Raw genomic sequence first — 16,350 nt, 5'->3', positions numbered from 1 at the left:
TTGTCAGTTGAACTTCAGTTCATCAACGCCGATCTCGGCGAGATACGGCGCAAGCATCTCAGGCGTCACATCCTCGATCCGCGGCGGCGACCAGGTCGGATTGCGGTCCTTGTCGATCACGGCCGCACGCACGCCCTCGCGGAAATCGTCGCTGCGGAACACCTCCAGCGCCGCGCGATATTCTCGCACCAGACACTCTTCCAGGCTCGAAGATTTGCGCGCGAGCCGCAGCAGCTTCAGCGTCACCACCATGCCACGCGGCGATTTTTCGTTGAGCGTCTTCAGCGTGGCCATTGCGAATTCGGAGCCGTCGCGCGCAAGCGCAGCGAAGATGTCCTCCATCCGGTCAAACCCGAACAGCGCATCGATCGCCGCCTGTTTGGCGGCGACCGGTCCGGCCGTCTCGCCCGTCGCGAAGCCATCGATGAGCTTGCTGACATCGGCCGCGGTCGCGCCGTGACGAACCCTGGTCAGCGCCTCGCGCAACTCCGGCCATTTCGCCGCCGGCACCACGGCGTTCGCGAACCTGGCGTGGATCGCATCCGGCCCGTTCATGGTCTGGCCGGTCAGGCCGAAATAGGTGCCGATCTCGCCGGGCGAGCGCGAGAGCAGCCAGGTGCCGCCGACATCCGGGAAGAAGCCGAGCCCGACCTCGGGCATCGCAAGCTTGGTGCGATCGGTGACGACACGATGGCTGGCATGGCCGGATAGGCCGACGCCGCCGCCCATCACGAGGCCGTCCATGAATGCGACATAAGGCTTCGGATATTTCGCGATCCGTGCGTTCATGACGTATTCCTGGCGCCAGAACCGCGCGCCGAGGTCGCCGCCTGCGTGCGAACTCTCCCAGAGGCCCCTGATATCGCCGCCGGCGCAAAGGCCGCGCTCGCCCGCGCCCTCCAGCACGATCACGGCGACGTCCGGATCGGCCTCGAAACGATCCAGTGCCCCGTCGATGCCGATGGACATCTCCAAGGTCATGGCATTGAGCGCCTTCGGCCTGTTGAGCCGGATCACGCCCGCCGCGCCCTCGCGGCGGACGATGAGATCGCCCTCTTCCACTGAACTCATCGCGCGCCCTCGATCAGTTTGCGCGCCACGATGAGCCGCATGATTTCGTTGGTGCCTTCGAGGATCTGGTGCACGCGCAGATCGCGTACGATCTTCTCGATGCCGTATTCGCTGAGATAGCCGTAGCCGCCGTGAAGCTGCAGCGCGTGGTTGGCGACCTCGAAGCCGACATCGGTCCCGAAGCGTTTTGCCATGGCGCACAGCATGGTGGCATCGGGGTCCTTGCGGTCGAGCGCCGCTGCCGCCCGCCACAAAAAGGTGCGCGCGGCCTCGAGCTCGATCGCCATGTCGGCGAGGCGGAATTGCAGCGCCTGGAATTCGTCGAGCCGCTTTCCGAACGCCTTGCGCTCCTTCATGTAGCTGCGCGCCTTGTCGAGCGCGGTCTGCGCGCCGCCGAGCGAACAGGCTGTGATGTTGAGGCGGCCGCCGTCGAGGCCAGCCATCGCGATCTTGAAGCCGACGCCCTCCTCGCTCAAGCGATTGGCCACCGGCACGCGGGCGTTCTCGAACATCACGGCGCGGGTCGGCTGCGCGTTCCAGCCCATCTTGCGCTCGTTGGCGCCGAAGGAGACGCCCGGTGTCTTGCCGTCGATCACGAGGGTCGAGATGCCGCCGGGACCGTCACCGCCGGTCCTGACCATCGCGACTAGGAGATCGGTACCGCCGGCGCCCGAAATGAACTGCTTCTGGCCATTCAGGACGTAATGATCGCCTTCGCGCACCGCGCGGGTGCGGAGCGCCGCCGCGTCGGAGCCCGCGCCCGGCTCGGTCAGGCAGTAGCTCGCGATCAGCTCCATCGAGCAGAGCTTCGGCAACCACGTCTGGCGCTGGGTGTCGCTGCCGAAGGCATCGATCATCCAGCTCGCCATGTTGTGGATGGAGATGAAGGCTGAGGTGGTCGGACAGCCCGTCGCCAGCGCCTCGAAGATCAGCGCCGCGTCGAACCGCGACATGGCGGAGCCGCCGACGTCGTCGCGGATGTAGATGCCGCCCATGCCGAGGCTTGCGGCCTCGCGCATCACCTCGACGGGGAAATGCTTCTCCTCGTCCCATCGCAGCGCGTGTGGCGCGATCTTCTCGGCGGCAAACGCGAGCGCCATGTCGCGAACCGCGATCTGATCCTCGTTCAGAGCGAACTGCATGCTGGGCTCCTCACCATCCTCGTCATTGCGAGGAGCGAAGCGACGAAGCAATCCAGACCGTCTCTGCGGAAAGATTCTGGACTGCTTCGCTGCGCTCGCAATGACGGGCTGGGCTACAGCCTTACTTCATCAGCGGGATCGAGAACTCCGCGCCTTCCTTGACGCCGGACGGCCAGCGCGAGGTCACCGTCTTGGTCTTGGTGTAGAAGCGGACCGAATCCGGGCCGTGCTGGTTGAGATCGCCGAAGCCCGACTTCTTCCAGCCGCCGAAGGTGTAGTACGCGATCGGCACGGGGATCGGCACATTGATGCCGACCATGCCGACATTGACCTTGGCCGCGAAGTCGCGGGCGGCGTCGCCGTCACGGGTGAAGATGGCAACGCCGTTGCCGTAGTCGTGATCCGACGGCAGCGCCAGCGCCTCCTTGTAGTCATGCGCACGGACGACCGAGAGCACGGGGCCGAAGATCTCTTCCTTGTAGATCCGCATGTCCTTGGTGACGTTGTCGAACAGCGAACCGCCGAGATAGAAGCCGTTCTCGTAGCCCTGCATCTTGAAGCCGCGGCCGTCGACGGCGAGCGTCGCGCCTTCCTTGATGCCGATGTCGATGTAGCTCTTGACCTTCTCGACTGCCTCGCGCGTGACCAGCGGACCGTAATCGGCCGACGGATCGATCGAGGTGCCGATCTTGAGGCTCTCGACGCGCGGGATCAGCTTCTCCATCAGGCGGTCGGCGGTGGACTTGCCGACGGGAACGGCGACCGAGACCGCCATGCAGCGCTCGCCGGCCGAGCCGTAGCCGGCGCCAATCAGCGCGTCGACGGCCTGGTCCATATCCGCGTCGGGCATGATGATGGCGTGGTTCTTGGCGCCGCCGAAGCACTGGCAGCGCTTGCCGGTTTGCGCGGCGCGCTCATAGATGTACTGCGCGATCGGCGTGGAGCCGACGAAGCCCACTGCCTTGATGTCGGGATCGTCGAGGATGGCATCGACTGCCTCCTTGTCGCCGTTGACGACGTTGAGGATGCCGGCCGGCAGACCCGCTTCCATCATGAGCTCGGCCAGGAGCATCGGCACGCCGGGGTCGCGCTCGGACGGCTTCAGGATGAAGGCGTTGCCGCAGGCGATCGCGGGCGCGAATTTCCACATCGGAATCATCGCCGGGAAATTGAACGGCGTGATGCCGGCGACGACGCCGAGCGGCTGGCGCAGCGAATAGATGTCGATGCCGGGGCCGGCGCCTTCGGTGTATTCGCCCTTCATCAGATGCGGGATGCCGCAGGCGAATTCGGCGACTTCGAGGCCGCGCTGGATGTCGCCCTTGGCGTCGGGAACGGTCTTGCCGTGCTCGCGGGCGAGCAGCTCGGCAAGCTTGTCGTAGTCGCGCTGCACCAGCTCGACGAATTTCATCATGACGCGGGCGCGGCGCTGCGGATTGGTCGCGGCCCATTCCGGCTGCGCGGCGCGCGCGTTTTCGACGGCGGCGCGGACCTCGGCCTTGGACGCCAGCGCGACCTTGGCCTGGACGTCACCGGTCATCGGCTCAAAGACGTCTGCCGTCCGGCCGGACGTGCCCTTCACTTCCTTGCCACCGATGAAATGTCCGACTGAACGCATCAAATGATCTCCTTGAGGCCGAGCGTGAACGCTTTGACAAATCCTATCGACCTGCATTTATTGGGATTCAAGTCTGAGATATTGCACCATAGATGTGCGAAAATGCTAGATCAAGGTAGCATCGACTGGGACGACTTTCGCTTCGTGCTGGCCATCGTGCGGGGCGGGTCGGTGTCGGCTGCGGCAAAACAGCTCGGCGTGGACCATGCCACGGTGATCCGCCGCGTCGATCGGCTGGAGAAGCACCTGTCTGCCAAGCTGTTTGACCGGCGCAAGACCGGCTATCTCCTCACCGAGGCCGGGCAGCGGGTCGCCGACAGCGCGGAAGCGATGGAATCGACCATCGTCGCCAACCAGGAGCAGGTCGGCGGCTCCGTGGCGCGGTTGACCGGGACGGTGCGGATCGGCGCACCCGACGGGTTCGGCACTGCCTTCCTGGCGCCACGGCTCGCTCCCTTCGCCGACCGCTATCCCGATCTCGACCTGCAACTCGTGGCGACCGCGCGGCTGTTCAGCCTCTCCAAGCGCGAGGCCGACATCGCGATCAGCCTGACCATGCCGAAGGAAGGCCGTATCGTTGGCCGCAAGCTGCTCGACTACCGCCTCGGGCTGTACGCCGCTCCCACCTATCTCGACCGCTTTCCAAAAATCGCGTCCCGGCAGGACCTGCCGCAGCACCGCTTCGTCGGTTATATCGAGGAGCTGCTGTTCACGCCGGAGCTCGACTATCTGCCGCAGGTGTCGCCGAAGATCTCCGCGCGCTTCCGCAGCGCCAATTTGATCGCGCAGCTCAATGCCACGCTCTCCGGCTTCGGCATTGCGGTGCTGCCGCATTTCATGGCGAGCGACTATCCGCAGCTCGTGGCGGTGCTGCCGGAGGAGATCTCGATCACGCGGACGTTCTGGATGCTGATGCACGCCGACAGCAAGGATCTCGCGCGGATCCGGGCGGTGGCAGATTATATCGGCGAGATTGTGGACCGCGAACGGGCGCTGTTTGCGGGGCGGTAAACCGCTCCGCTTTGCCCACCCGACGGCATCTCGCCTAGGTCTTCGTCTTCTTCGCTGCAACCTTCGGCTCGCGCTTCGCACCCTCGAGCGCACTGTCCCGGCCGGCCTTCAGCACCTCGTCCGACAGCTCGCTGGAGCCGGCGATGCGCGCCAGCAGCATGGTGCCGGCCATCGTCGCCAATGTCGCGATCGCCTGCTTGCGTGCCGCCTTGCGCGGCAGGTTGGGAATGTAGTCGGTCATCATCTCGATCATCTCGTCGAGCTTGCCGGCAAAGGCCTTGCGCGTCTTCGGGCTTTCGCGCGCGATCTCCGCGCCGAGAGCGGGAATCGAGCAACCATGGCCGGGATTGTCGCGATGGAGCGCGGAGAGATAGCTCTCCGCGACCAGGGCCAGCCGCTTTTCGGGCGCGGCCTCACCGGTGAGCTTGCGCCAATGGTCCATGGAGCGATCCATGGCGTAGGCGAAAGCCTCGATCACCAGCGCCTCGCGGGAATCGAAATGCGCGTAGAAGCCGCCATGGGTCAGGCCCGCCTCCTTCATGAGGTCGGCGACGCCGATGCCGTGGGCGCCCTTTTCGCGCAACCGCACTGAGGCCTTCTTCACGATGCGGTCGTGGGTTTCCTGCTTGTGTTCCCGGGAATAGCGCATACGGATCTCATTGGATGTCGGAGATCATCTCATAACACAGAAATGGACCAGACGGTGAATTAAATCATGTCAAGTTGTTGCGCCGATCATCGAGAAGGTTGCAGTTGCATGGACCGCGAGCGCGCCTTTGCCGTCGCGCACAAAGCCTTCGGTATAGCTGGTCTGGCGTCCCAGCTTGATCACCTTGCCCTCGGCCGAGATCAACCCCGAGCGGACCGAGAGCGGACGCAGGAAGGTCATCTTCAGGTCGAGCGTCACGGACGATTGCCCTGCTTCCAACCGGGTCGAGATAGCGCATCCCATCGCGGTATCGATCAGCGCCGCCGCCGTCGCCCCGTGCAGGAGGCCGATGGTGTTCTCGAGATCCTCGCGCGGCTCCAGTTCCATGACAATCCGGCCCGGCTCGACCACGGCCATGGTGAACCCGATCACCTTCGCGAAAGGGGGCGGCGGCAGCCGGCCGTCGCGAATGCCCAGCATGGCGTCCATGCCCGACAGGCCCATCGCCACTTTCGCGACCGGCGCGGGCACCTGCCAGTCCACCACGCGCTCGCGGCGCTGTTCGGGCGAAAACAGATTCAGTCGATCGGATCCGGTCATGGCGGCCTCTTTGTATGATATACATCATACTATGTCACGGATTTCAGGCTGGCAACTCCGTCGCCGCCCGCTTGACAAGCGGCCCGTTCAGACCGGAAGTGATCCGGACATCCATAGGCGTCCCGAAACCACCAATCTTTCGAGATCAAACGATGGAAATGCTCAATCAACACTGCGGCATCACGCGTGATGACCGCGGCGTCGTTCATGTCGCGATCTGCAATGCCGGCTCGCTCAACATTCTCGGCTCGCCCGTCACCGATGCAGTGCGCGAAGGCCTCGAGCAGCTCGCATCTGACCGAAGCATCCGCATCGTCGTGCTGCGCGGCCAGAGCGAGAAGAGCATGATCGGCGGTGCCGATATCAAGGAGATGGCCAAGCTCGACCAAAGATCAGCCGAGGCCTTCATCAGCCGCCTGCGCGATCTCTGCGAAGCCGTGCGCCAATTCCCCGCCCCCGTCATCGCCCGCATGCCGGGCTGGTGCCTCGGCGGCGGCCTGGAGGTCGCCGCCGCCTGCGACTTCCGCATTGCCGCACACGATGCGCATTTCGGCATGCCGGAGGTCCGGGTCGGCATCCCCTCGGTGATCCACGCCGCGCTCTTGCCGCGCCTGATCGGCTGGGCCCGTGCCCGCTGGCTGGTGATGACCGCGGAGAACATCGATGCACCGACGGCGCTGGCCTGGGGACTGGTCGACAAGGTCGCGCCGGAAGGCGGACTCGATGCCGAGGTCGAGCATGTCGTGAACGCGCTGCTCGCATGCGGGCCCGAGGCGCTGCGCTCGCAGAAAGCGCTGCTGCGGCAATGGGAGGAATTGCCGCTGACGGAGTCGGTGAATTTGAGCGTCAAGGTATTCGGCGAGTCGTTCCTGACGGACGAGCCGACACGGCTGATGCAGGCGTTCGTGAACAGGAAACGGTAGGCCTATCGCCTCTGCGCCAATGGGGCGCCCTCCGAGCGAAAGGTGTCATGCCCCGGCTTGACCGGGGCATCCAGTACGCCGCGGCTTCTCGGCTTAAACACGACGGCCTCTGGAATCCTGGATTGCCCGCCTCGCGGGCAATGACAGGGTCGTGTGGGACGACGGTTGTACCCACAGGAGCGGCCCATTTGCCCACCTCCTCAATAGAACGAACAAATCTCATCCGACCCACGACATTTTCTCATCCCGAGCGTGGTTGCATTTTTTGCGCCGCATCATATGATGACCATAATCTTATTCGTTACCGCACGGAGTCCCGTCATGGCCGAAACCGCCGATCCCGTCGTCATCGTCTCCGCAGCCCGCACCCCGCTCGGCCGCTTCATGGGCGAGCTGTCGCCGCTCCCCGCGCACAAGCTCGGCTCTCACGTGATCAGCGCGGCGCTGGAGCGCGCCAAGCTTGCGCCAGAGAAAATCGACGAGGTCTTCATGGGCTGCGTGCTGCCGGCCGGCCAGGGCCAGGCACCGGCGCGCCAGGCGGCGCGCGCGGCGGGCCTGCCCGATGCCACGGGTGCGACCACCGTCAACAAGGTCTGCGGCTCCGGCATGAAGGCGACTATGCTGGCGCACGACATCATTCGCGCGGGATCTGCACAGATCGTCGTGTCCGGCGGCATGGAGAGCATGAGCAACGCGCCCTACCTGCTCGCGAAGGCACGCGGCGGCTATCGCGCCGGCCACGACCGCATCATCGACCACATGATGATGGACGGGCTGGAGGACGCCTACGAGACCGGGCGCTCGATGGGCGATTTCGGCGAGGCGACCGCGGAAGCCTACCAGTTCACGCGCAAGGACCAGGACGCCTATGCGATGGAGACACTCAGCCGCGCGCGCAAGGCCGTCGAGGACGGCGTGTTCAAGGCCGAGATCGCCCCGATCACGCTGACGGAGAAAGCAGGTCCCCGCGTCATCACCAATGACGAGCATCCCTTCAAGGTCGAGCCGGCGAAGATTCCCGGTCTCAAGCCGGCATTCCGTGCCAATGGCACCATCACGCCGGCCGCCTCCTCCGCCAATGCCGACGGCGCCGCGGCGCTGGTGCTGACCAGACGCTCGCTCGCCGACCGCGGCGGGCTGCCGGTTCTGGCCGAGATCAAGGGCCACTCCACGCACAGCCAGGAGCCGCAATGGTTCACCACGGCGCCGATTCCGGCGATCCGCAAGCTGCTCGACAAGGTCGGCTGGGCTGCCTCCGATGTTGACCTGTTCGAGATCAACGAGGCCTTCGCCGTCGTGGCGATGGCGGCGCAGCGTGACCTCGGCATCCCCCGCGAAAAGCTGAACGTCAATGGCGGCGCCTGCGCGCTCGGCCATCCCATCGGCGCGACCGGCGCACGACTGATCGTGACGCTGCTGCATGCGCTCGAGGCGCAGAACCTCAGGCGTGGCGTCGCGGCGCTCTGCATCGGTGGCGGCGAAGCCACCGCCATCGCGGTGGAGCGGCCGGCGCACTGACGCGAGAAAGTCCGTAAACGAGGGAACTCTGTCATTTGCGACAGACACGTCCCGTGTCATCTTGCAAACTGAGGCGGGTCTCTTGCGACCTGCCATCGATACCGAGGCCCAATGATCTCGAACTGGCTCGCGGCAGCGCTTTCCCGCCGCAACATCCACTACGGCTGGGTGATGGTCGGCGTCACCTTCCTCGCCGCGCTGATCAGCGCCGGCACGGTCGGTGCGCCCGGCGTATTCATCGTTCCCCTCCAAAAGGAATTCGGCTGGAGCACGGCGGAGATCTCGTCCGCGCTGTCGATCCGCTTCATCCTGTTCGGGCTGATGGCGCCGTTCGCGGCCGCCCTGCTCAACCGCTATGGCCTGCGCAACGTCACGTTGGCCGCCCAGCTCATCGTGGTCTCGGCGCTCGTGCTCTCGCTCGGCATGACCGAGGTCTGGCAGCTCATCGCCCTCTGGGGTGTGGTGATCGGCATCGGCACCGGCATGACCGCGCTCGTGCTCGGCGCGACCATTGCCACGCGCTGGTTCGCGGCCAGGCGCGGTCTCGTGGTCGGCATCATGACCGCGAGCGTCGCCACCGGCCAGCTCGTGTTCCTGCCGCTCTTGGCGAGCCTTACCGAACGCTATGGCTGGCGCCTCGCGCTCGGCCTGGTCTGCATCATGCTCGTGATCTCGTCGCTGGCGGTGGTGCTCGCGATGTGTGACCGACCGAGCGATGTCGGCCTGCGGCCGTTCGGTGACGAGGGCACCGCGCCCCTGCCCGCCCCGCCCGCCAGCCACGGCTCAATCACGGGCGTGGCGCTCGGCACGTTGCGCGATGCCTCGAAGTCGACCGCGTTCTGGATCCTGTTTGCGACCTTCTTCGTCTGCGGCGCTTCGACCAACGGCCTCGTCCAGGTGCACTTGATCCCGATGTGTCTCGATTTCGGCATTCCGCAGGTGCAGGCGGCGAGCCTGCTGGCGGCAATGGGCATCTTCGACTTCTTCGGCACGATCATGTCGGGCTGGCTGTCGGACCGCTACGACAATCGCTGGCTGCTGTTCTGGTACTACGGCCTGCGCGGGCTCTCGCTGATCTTCCTGCCCTTCAGCGACTTTTCGTTCTACGGTCTCTCGCTCTTCGCGATGTTCTACGGGCTCGACTGGATCGCCACGGTGCCGCCGACGGTGCGGCTCACGGCCCAGAAGTTCGGACCCGAGCGCGCCAATCTGGTGTTCGGCTGGATCTTTGCCGGCCACCAGCTCGGTGCCGGGGCGGCCGCCTTCGGCGCCGGCTTCTCGCGGACGGTCTATCAGAGCTATCTGCCCGCCTTCTTCATCGCCGGTGCGCTGTGCGTGTTCGCCGCGCTGATCGTGCTGGCATTGTCAAGGCAACCCAAACTACAGACGGCTGCGGCGTGAGGCCGGATTAGTATCCGATCGTGCGCGACGCCGAGCCCGGCGGCGTCGCCATCCACTAGATGCAGTGGAGCCTTTGCGCGCCACATTCCCGTTAGACTCCTCCCCGCAAACGTGGACAATGTCCTGAGCACGTCACGTGCGCAGTGCACACCAAGATGCGCCAGAGGAAACACATGCCGGCTGCCCTCCCGTCCTCAGCCCCCCTCATCCCGACCGTTCCCTTGACCGCCGAGTTGCGCGATGCGTTGCGCGCGATCGTGGGCGAGAAGGGCATTATCGAGGACGAGCACGGCAAGCAGCCGTTCGTGACGGATTGGCGGGGATTGCTGGTCGGCGGTGCCGGAGCTGTCGTGCGTCCTGGCAGCACGGAAGAAGCGTCGAGAGTAGTCCGGCTTTGCCATGAGCACGGCATCGCCATCGTGCCGCAGGGCGGCAACACCGGCCTGATGGGAGGGGCAACGCCCTGGCCCGCGCATACCGGCATCGTGTTGTCGCTGGGCCGCATGAATCGCGTGCTGGAGGTCGATCCCGTCGGCTATTCGATGACGGTCGAGGCCGGCTGCGTGCTGCAGACCCTCCAGGAGACGGCGGCGGGGCACGACAGGTTCCTGCCGCTCAGCCTGGGCGCGCAAGGCTCCTGCATGATCGGGGGCAATCTGTCGACCAACGCTGGCGGCGTGCAGGTGCTGCGTTATGGCAATGCGCGCAACCTCGTCCTGGGGCTCGAGGTCGTCCTGCCCAATGGCGATGTCTGGGACGGGTTGCGTGCGCTCAAGAAGGACAACACCGGCTACGACCTCAAGCACCTCTTCATGGGCGCCGAAGGCACGCTGGGCGTCATCACCAAGGCCGTGCTCAAGCTATGGCCGGCGCCGAAGGATGTCAGCACCGCGTGGCTGGCGATCCGTGATCCCCGCGCGGCCCTGGAGATCCTGTCCGAAGCGCATGCGGCGTCCGAGGACAATGTCGGCTCCTGCGAGCTGATGAGCCGCGCTGCCATCGACATGGTGCTGCGCCACATTCCCGGCACCCAGGATCCGCTGACAGCGGACACGCCATGGTATCTCCTGCTGGAATGGTCGTCTGCGCGGCCACGCCGGGATGGGGCCGAGGGCATGTCCGAGAAGCTGGAGCAGTTCCTCGCCGATCAGCTCGAGGCCGGCCGCGTGCTCGATGCCGCGATCGCACAAACGGTCAGCCAGTCGCGCAACATGTGGCGCATCCGCGAAGGCGTCGCCGAGGCCTCGCGGGCCGAGGGGCCGGGACTGAGCTACGATGTCTCGGTCGCGATCTCCAAAATACCTGCCTTCATCGACAAGGGGCTTGAGGCCGTACTCGACATTCTCCCGACCATCCGCCCCTACCCCCTTGGACACATCGGCGACGGCAATCTGCATTTCTCGTTCATGGGACCGGTAGGCATGGATCAGCAGACGTTGACCCAATACAAGGGCGCCATCACGCGGGCCGTGAACGACCTCATCACCTCCATGGGCGGCTCGATCTCGGCGGAGCACGGCATCGGCATCGACAAGCTCGACGAGCTCAGCCACTATCGGTCGAGGACGGAACTCGACATCATGCGCACCATCAAGCGCGCGCTCGATCCGCAGAACATCATGAATCCCGGCAAGGTGTTGCGGCTGTAACCTGGGATCAACAGGTCTTCTGCTGCAAGTGCTGGACGCAGGTGCAGGTGGAGGTCGCCGGATACTTCACGTCGTAATAGGGAAAGCTCGAGGTAGCCGGTCCGTTCGTCGAGCAGCGCGGGAATAAATAGTAACTGTCCGACAGCTTTACGGTCCCGGCGATGGTGAAGCCCAGATTTGGCGTATAGTCGTAGGACACCTCGCTCAGAACCAGTGAGATATTGGCGTTGCTGGTGCCGCTTGGCCCGGTGAAGTTCGACAAGGTCATCTGTTGACCGACGGCTCGCGCCCCGGAGGAGCTTGTGGATTTGCTCCATTGCACGGTTGCTTTGCCGCTGCTGTCGGTCGACACGCCCGAGACCGTGATCGTCATCAAGGAGGTGCTACCGCTCTTGATCGGATAGGGAGCCATGATGGCGCTCGACGCCGCGAGAATGCCTTCCATCTGAGACGTGGTGACAGCCGTGTTCTGCGTGATCATGTCGGCGACGCTGTGCGCGGTCGAGCTGACCTTGACGTTCATGGCCAGGCCGTTGCCGAGCTCGACGCCACCGACATAGAGCACCAGCATGAACGGCACCACCATGGCGAACTCCGTCGCTGCGACGGCGCGGTTATCGGCGAACAAGTGCCGGGCGCGAGACGATAGGGCGGACATCATCATGATGGCTCGTTCTGGAACGCGGCGGTCGACATGATCAGCCGATTGCCATTGCTGAGGTTCGAGAGGTTAAAACCGAGCGGCCCGAGGACGACCGGCCACTCATACATGACGCGGAGCACAACGATATCGCCGCGATCGCCGTAGTTGTACTGCCAGGTATTACTGACCTTGCCCGAGCCGTCGTAGGTCAGGCTGGGGATTCCCGTGTTCGCCGAGGTCCATGAAGTCGCAACCTGCATATCGACCATCAAGCCGTTGCAATTGAACAGGATCACGATCTGGTCGCAAACCTTCTGCTTGAAAACTGCCTGACTCATCTGCGCAGATCGAACCTGCCCTGTCATGACGAGGCGACCCGACTGGCGCACGACGGATTCGAGCATCTGCTGGGCAAAGAAGACCAGGAACGTCTGGATCAGCGCGATGATGAGCGCGAGGAACGGCGCAGCGACCAGCGCGAACTCCACGGCCGTCGCGCCCCTGCTGTCCCGCGTAAAGGCGGCGCAGCGGTCGCGGCGTCTCTTGGTCGTTGCGGCGTGGCCGATCATGTCGCGTGTTCTCTACTTCACAAGGCTGGCCGTGCTGGATGCGACCTTGAGGAACAGGTCCGTCAGCGCCGCGGAGATGTCGCCGCCGGTCTGGACGCTCTTGTACAGACCCGGCGAAGCACATGATTGCAGCCGTTGCGCGATCTGGCCCGTGGATGAGGACGGATTGTTGAACTGCGCGATACGGCTGTTGTACCAGCCATCGGTCGGCAACTGCAGATACTCGGTGTAGAGCACCGCGATGCGAATGCCCCGGTTCTTGATCGTCGTGCAGGCCGCTGCATTGAGCGGCTGCTGGCATCGCACTTGCGTGCTGCCGACCGTCGGAAGTGGATAGGTGGCGTTCGGATCGCAGCTTGCCGACTTCAGGATCAGCTTGTCTTCGACCCCGTCGGTTACAAGGAACACCACCTCCTGCGGCGTGTCGCCAGACTGATTTGTGCCGCCGCCTGGCGCGGGCATGATGTTGTTCACGCTCGTCAGCCCGCCGGCAATGTCCGAGCCGTAGTCGGTAGAACATTGGTTGATGATCACGCAGTTCTGGTGATCCACCGGCATGAGCTTAATGTTGCCGATCTGCGTGCCCGCGGTCGTCGGTGTCGTCAGCGTCTGGACCGTGTTCAATTTATAATCGAAAGTGTAGATGGCGGCCTTGTATGTCGTGTTGTTGAGCGCGGCCATGCATTGCATGACACCGCCCGAAACACCCGACTGGGGACACGTCCAGGGCCCCACGATCAACTGCTTGACGGCATTGGTCACGAGATCGATGCGCAGCGTGATGTTGTTGGCGCGCGCGACGGTGAGATTGTCCTTGTTCGATGAGCTCGGGTTCTGGTTGTTGGGATGAACCTCATGGCAGGCGAACGCACAGTTCCTCGCGTAAGCCGGCTGACTGCTCGTCGCCGTGATCATGCTGTTGATGTCGGCCTGCGTTGCCCCAAGCGCCATCGACGGAGACACGTCCAACAGCAAATAGAAGTTCATGTTGGGCGCGCTGGACGCCTGCGCCGTGGCGGAGCCGTTGACTTGCCAGGTCTGCTTGCCGAGAACGCCGGGAAAATTGTTGATAGACTGCGCGGTGTAGGCAACCGTGATCGTCCGTGCGAGACCGGAATCGGTGACCGTGACCGTGGGCGTTGGCACCGACGACAGGCCGGGAAGGTTCGCCTTCGTGGCAAAGACGGCTTCCGCGGTCGCCTTGACGACGGCCGTGTCGGTCTGCGTCAGCATCGAGGGCCGCACGGCTGCGATTGCGGCGGCATCAGCGGCGGCGTCTAATTGCTCGCGCTTGCGCAAGGCAAGCGTGTAGTCGAGCGTCATACCCAGAAGAAAGATGATCGGCACCATCATGAGCGCGAAGATAATGGCGACGTTGGCCTTCCGATCTCTCGCGAAATGACGCACTACGCGGCGGAGCATGACCTTCATCCTGATTGCCGGCTTTGCGGCAAAAACACTTCCTGAAATCTCAAGACGCTAAGGGGGCGCAGCTGTCCCGCTGCCGATCCTCCGCGCATCGCAAACCGGAATATGGATATGGCCTTCTTAATCAACGCTTACGGCCACCAGACAAACATGGACCGCAGCGAGGTGCGATCTATCGTATTGAGAAGGCATCATTAACGTCGCCTAAAGGCGATCGCAGAGACTCCGGTAAGGACGAACCCGTCACAGGCCGGGATGCCTGGCTGCCTGTCCTAACTTGAGACACCATGGCTCGAGCTACGGAGGCCCGCAGCTGCGCTCGATACCGGAGGTTTACCCCGCTTGCGCCTTACTGCATCGCAGCCGCGATCTTTTCCGCTGACATCAGGACCGGGAAGTTGGTGTTGGCGCAGGGCACCACCGGGAAGATCGAGGCATCGACGACACGCAGGCCCTGCACACCCTTGACGCGGCCCTGGCTATCGACCACCGCCATGGGATCGTCGGCCCGGCCCATGCGGCACGAGCACGAGGCATGCCACACGCCGATGGTCGCCTTGCGCACGAAGGCCTCCAGCGCCTCGTCGTCGTTCAGCACCTGATCGAAGGTGAAGCCTTCGACCACGAAATTGTCGATCATGTAGTGACGCAGCGCTGCCGGTCCGTCCATCAACGTTGCGGCGATCTTGGTCAGGATCTTGTTCCTGGTGTTGACGACGCCGATCTTGCGGACGCGATCGGTATAGGCGGCCGGAAACGGCTTGTCCGTCACCTTCCTGACGACCTCACTCATCTGCACGGCCGCCATCTTGCGGAAGCCGCTCATCAGCCGATCGAGGTCGCGGCGGTCGGACAGCAGGTTGAACTCGACGATCGGCTCGGCTGCGGGATCGCGCGAGGCGAGCTTGACCTGCCCGGTCTCGGAATAAGTCTTGTTGACGAAGGTCAGGAGCGAGCCGATCTGCGCGCCGACCGCGTGCCAGGCCGATTTGCTGATGACGACGACGAACATGTCGCCCTTCGGTACATCAGGCAGCCCGGAGGAATAACGCAGGCCGAGTTGCATGTGACGCCTGGTGTGCTCGTTCATGCGCGCGTCGCGTCGGACGAAGGACGACAGCGAGATCGAGGGATGATCCATCAGGCGCTGGCCGACGCCCGGAAGCCCCATCAGCACGGGAATGCCGAGATCCTTGAGATGACCGACCGGCCCGATGCCGGCCCGCAAGAGATGCGCCGGCGAATGGATCGCGCCGCTCGAGAGGATGATCTCGCGGCCGCGGAATTCCTGCTCGCGCCCGTCGACCATTGCCTTCACGCCGACGCATTGCGTGCCCTCGAACAGCAGCTCGCGGACTTGCGTGTTGGTGGAGATCGTGAGGTTGGCCCGCTTGCGGGTGTCGCGGTCGAGATAGCCCATCGCGGCCGAGACGCGCTGTTCGGCCTGGTTGGAATGCGTCACCGGGAAATAGCCGTCGACGAACTCGCCGTTCTGGTCGGGCACGAACTGGTGGCCGGCCTGCTGGAAGGCTTGCGCGAACGCTTCCGAATGCCGCGTCCAGTGCTCCCGCGGGATGCGGCGGACCGGGATCCGGCCGTCCTTGCCGTGGTACGGCCCGTCGAAATCGAGATCGCGCTCGACCTTCTTGAAGAAGGGCAGCACGTCGGCCCAACTCCAGCCCTCGGCGCCGCGCGCCTGCCACTCGTCGTAATCGGTCGGCGCGCCGCGATTGGCCATCTGGCCGTTGATCGAGGAGCCGCCGCCGAGCACCCGCGCCTGCTCGTATTTGCGCAAGGGCGGACGTCCCTCGTTCGGATTGTTGTGGCTGACGATCTGGGTGGTGACCTTGAGCTCGGTCCAGTGGAAGCGCGGATCGAAATAGGCCGTGCCCGGATAGCTGTCCCTGATCTCGGCCGGCTCGTTGCCGGGTGGCGTGTCCTGTCCGGCTTCGCACAGCAGGACCTTGTTGGTGCTCTTTGCAGAGAGCCTGTGGGCCAGCACGGACCCTGCCGAGCCGCCGCCCACGATGATGAAGTCAAACACGATTGGCGCGTCCTCTTGTTCTTATCCGGGGAACGTAGCGCGTTCTTGTTTCGCGGTCACGCCATCGCGGCCGCGACAAGATCG

Annotated in this window: 14 protein-coding genes; 5 read left to right on the top strand and 9 right to left on the bottom strand. The window is 64.3% G+C overall.

The genetic code is table 11. From position 1 onward, the window contains the following. Positions 1 to 3: 3 nt before the first annotated feature. The 3 genes from BCCGELA001_RS16510 to BCCGELA001_RS16500 form a co-directional block, all read right to left on the bottom strand. Positions 4 to 1,071 (bottom strand): enoyl-CoA hydratase/isomerase family protein, encoded by a 1,068-nt coding sequence (locus BCCGELA001_RS16510; RefSeq protein WP_060735805.1) that lies wholly within the window; start codon positions 1,069 to 1,071, stop codon positions 4 to 6. Continuing rightward, entirely contained in the window at positions 1,068 to 2,213 is a 1,146-nt protein-coding gene (locus BCCGELA001_RS16505) for an isobutyryl-CoA dehydrogenase (protein WP_060735804.1), read from the bottom strand. Before BCCGELA001_RS16505 ends, BCCGELA001_RS16510 begins: the two co-directional genes overlap by 4 nt. Before the next feature lie 121 nt (positions 2,214 to 2,334). Further along, a complete protein-coding gene (locus BCCGELA001_RS16500; RefSeq protein ID WP_008552277.1) occupies positions 2,335 to 3,831 on the bottom strand; it encodes a CoA-acylating methylmalonate-semialdehyde dehydrogenase in 1,497 nt (498 codons plus the stop codon). Between the two features lie 102 nt (positions 3,832 to 3,933). Here BCCGELA001_RS16500 and BCCGELA001_RS16495 point away from each other — a divergent pair, with 102 nt between their 5' ends. After that, complete coding sequence (locus tag BCCGELA001_RS16495; RefSeq protein WP_008552278.1) at positions 3,934 to 4,842, top strand: LysR family transcriptional regulator; 909 nt, start codon at positions 3,934 to 3,936, stop codon at positions 4,840 to 4,842. Positions 4,843 to 4,876: 34 nt separating this feature from the next. Here BCCGELA001_RS16495 and BCCGELA001_RS16490 read toward each other — a convergent pair whose 3' ends face one another. Further along, on the bottom strand, positions 4,877 to 5,491 hold the full coding sequence (locus BCCGELA001_RS16490) for a TetR/AcrR family transcriptional regulator (RefSeq protein ID WP_008552279.1): 615 nt from the start codon (positions 5,489 to 5,491) through the stop codon (positions 4,877 to 4,879). A 69-nt stretch (positions 5,492 to 5,560) separates the two neighbouring features. Then, the gene (locus BCCGELA001_RS16485; protein WP_008552280.1) at positions 5,561 to 6,091 is read right to left on the bottom strand and encodes a PaaI family thioesterase; all 531 of its coding nucleotides are present in this window, start codon (positions 6,089 to 6,091) and stop codon (positions 5,561 to 5,563) included. Positions 6,092 to 6,243: 152 nt separating this feature from the next. On the opposite strand from BCCGELA001_RS16485, the gene BCCGELA001_RS16480 reads away from it, so the two are divergent. The 4 genes from BCCGELA001_RS16480 (at position 6,244) to BCCGELA001_RS16465 (ending at position 11,582) form a co-directional block, all read left to right on the top strand. Next, positions 6,244 to 7,014, top strand: coding sequence for an enoyl-CoA hydratase (locus tag BCCGELA001_RS16480; RefSeq protein ID WP_008552281.1), 771 nt, complete (start codon positions 6,244 to 6,246; stop codon positions 7,012 to 7,014). A gap of 321 nt (positions 7,015 to 7,335) precedes the next feature. Continuing rightward, positions 7,336 to 8,532, top strand: a complete 1,197-nt coding sequence (locus tag BCCGELA001_RS16475; RefSeq protein WP_060735803.1) for an acetyl-CoA C-acyltransferase — start codon at positions 7,336 to 7,338, stop codon at positions 8,530 to 8,532. A 111-nt stretch (positions 8,533 to 8,643) separates the two neighbouring features. Next, positions 8,644 to 9,933: an MFS transporter gene (locus BCCGELA001_RS16470; protein ID WP_008552291.1), complete on the top strand. Its 1,290-nt coding sequence runs from the start codon at positions 8,644 to 8,646 to the stop codon at positions 9,931 to 9,933. A 173-nt stretch (positions 9,934 to 10,106) separates the two neighbouring features. Further along, positions 10,107 to 11,582 (top strand): FAD-binding oxidoreductase, encoded by a 1,476-nt coding sequence (locus BCCGELA001_RS16465; protein WP_060735802.1) that lies wholly within the window; start codon positions 10,107 to 10,109, stop codon positions 11,580 to 11,582. 7 nt (positions 11,583 to 11,589) lie between these two features. Here the strand turns inward: BCCGELA001_RS16465 and BCCGELA001_RS16460 are convergent, their stop codons facing one another. From BCCGELA001_RS16460 to BCCGELA001_RS16445, 4 genes are all read right to left on the bottom strand, one after another. Further along, positions 11,590 to 12,243, bottom strand: a complete 654-nt coding sequence (locus BCCGELA001_RS16460) for a TadE/TadG family type IV pilus assembly protein (protein ID WP_082813918.1) — start codon at positions 12,241 to 12,243, stop codon at positions 11,590 to 11,592. After that, positions 12,243 to 12,794, bottom strand: coding sequence for a TadE/TadG family type IV pilus assembly protein (locus BCCGELA001_RS16455; RefSeq protein ID WP_008552296.1), 552 nt, complete (start codon positions 12,792 to 12,794; stop codon positions 12,243 to 12,245). Before BCCGELA001_RS16455 ends, BCCGELA001_RS16460 begins: the two co-directional genes overlap by 1 nt. Positions 12,795 to 12,806: 12 nt before the next feature. Further along, on the bottom strand, positions 12,807 to 14,216 hold the full coding sequence (locus BCCGELA001_RS16450) for a TadE/TadG family type IV pilus assembly protein (protein ID WP_060737684.1): 1,410 nt from the start codon (positions 14,214 to 14,216) through the stop codon (positions 12,807 to 12,809). A gap of 355 nt (positions 14,217 to 14,571) precedes the next feature. Then, positions 14,572 to 16,266: a GMC family oxidoreductase gene (locus BCCGELA001_RS16445; protein WP_008552311.1), complete on the bottom strand. Its 1,695-nt coding sequence runs from the start codon at positions 16,264 to 16,266 to the stop codon at positions 14,572 to 14,574. Positions 16,267 to 16,350 lie beyond the last annotated feature (84 nt).

Origin of the sequence: Bradyrhizobium sp. CCGE-LA001, assembly GCF_000296215.2 — a bacterium.
Lineage (GTDB): Bacteria > Pseudomonadota > Alphaproteobacteria > Rhizobiales > Xanthobacteraceae > Bradyrhizobium.
Note: the sequence above shows the minus strand (reverse complement) of the source record. Positions and strands in the feature narration are given on the sequence as shown.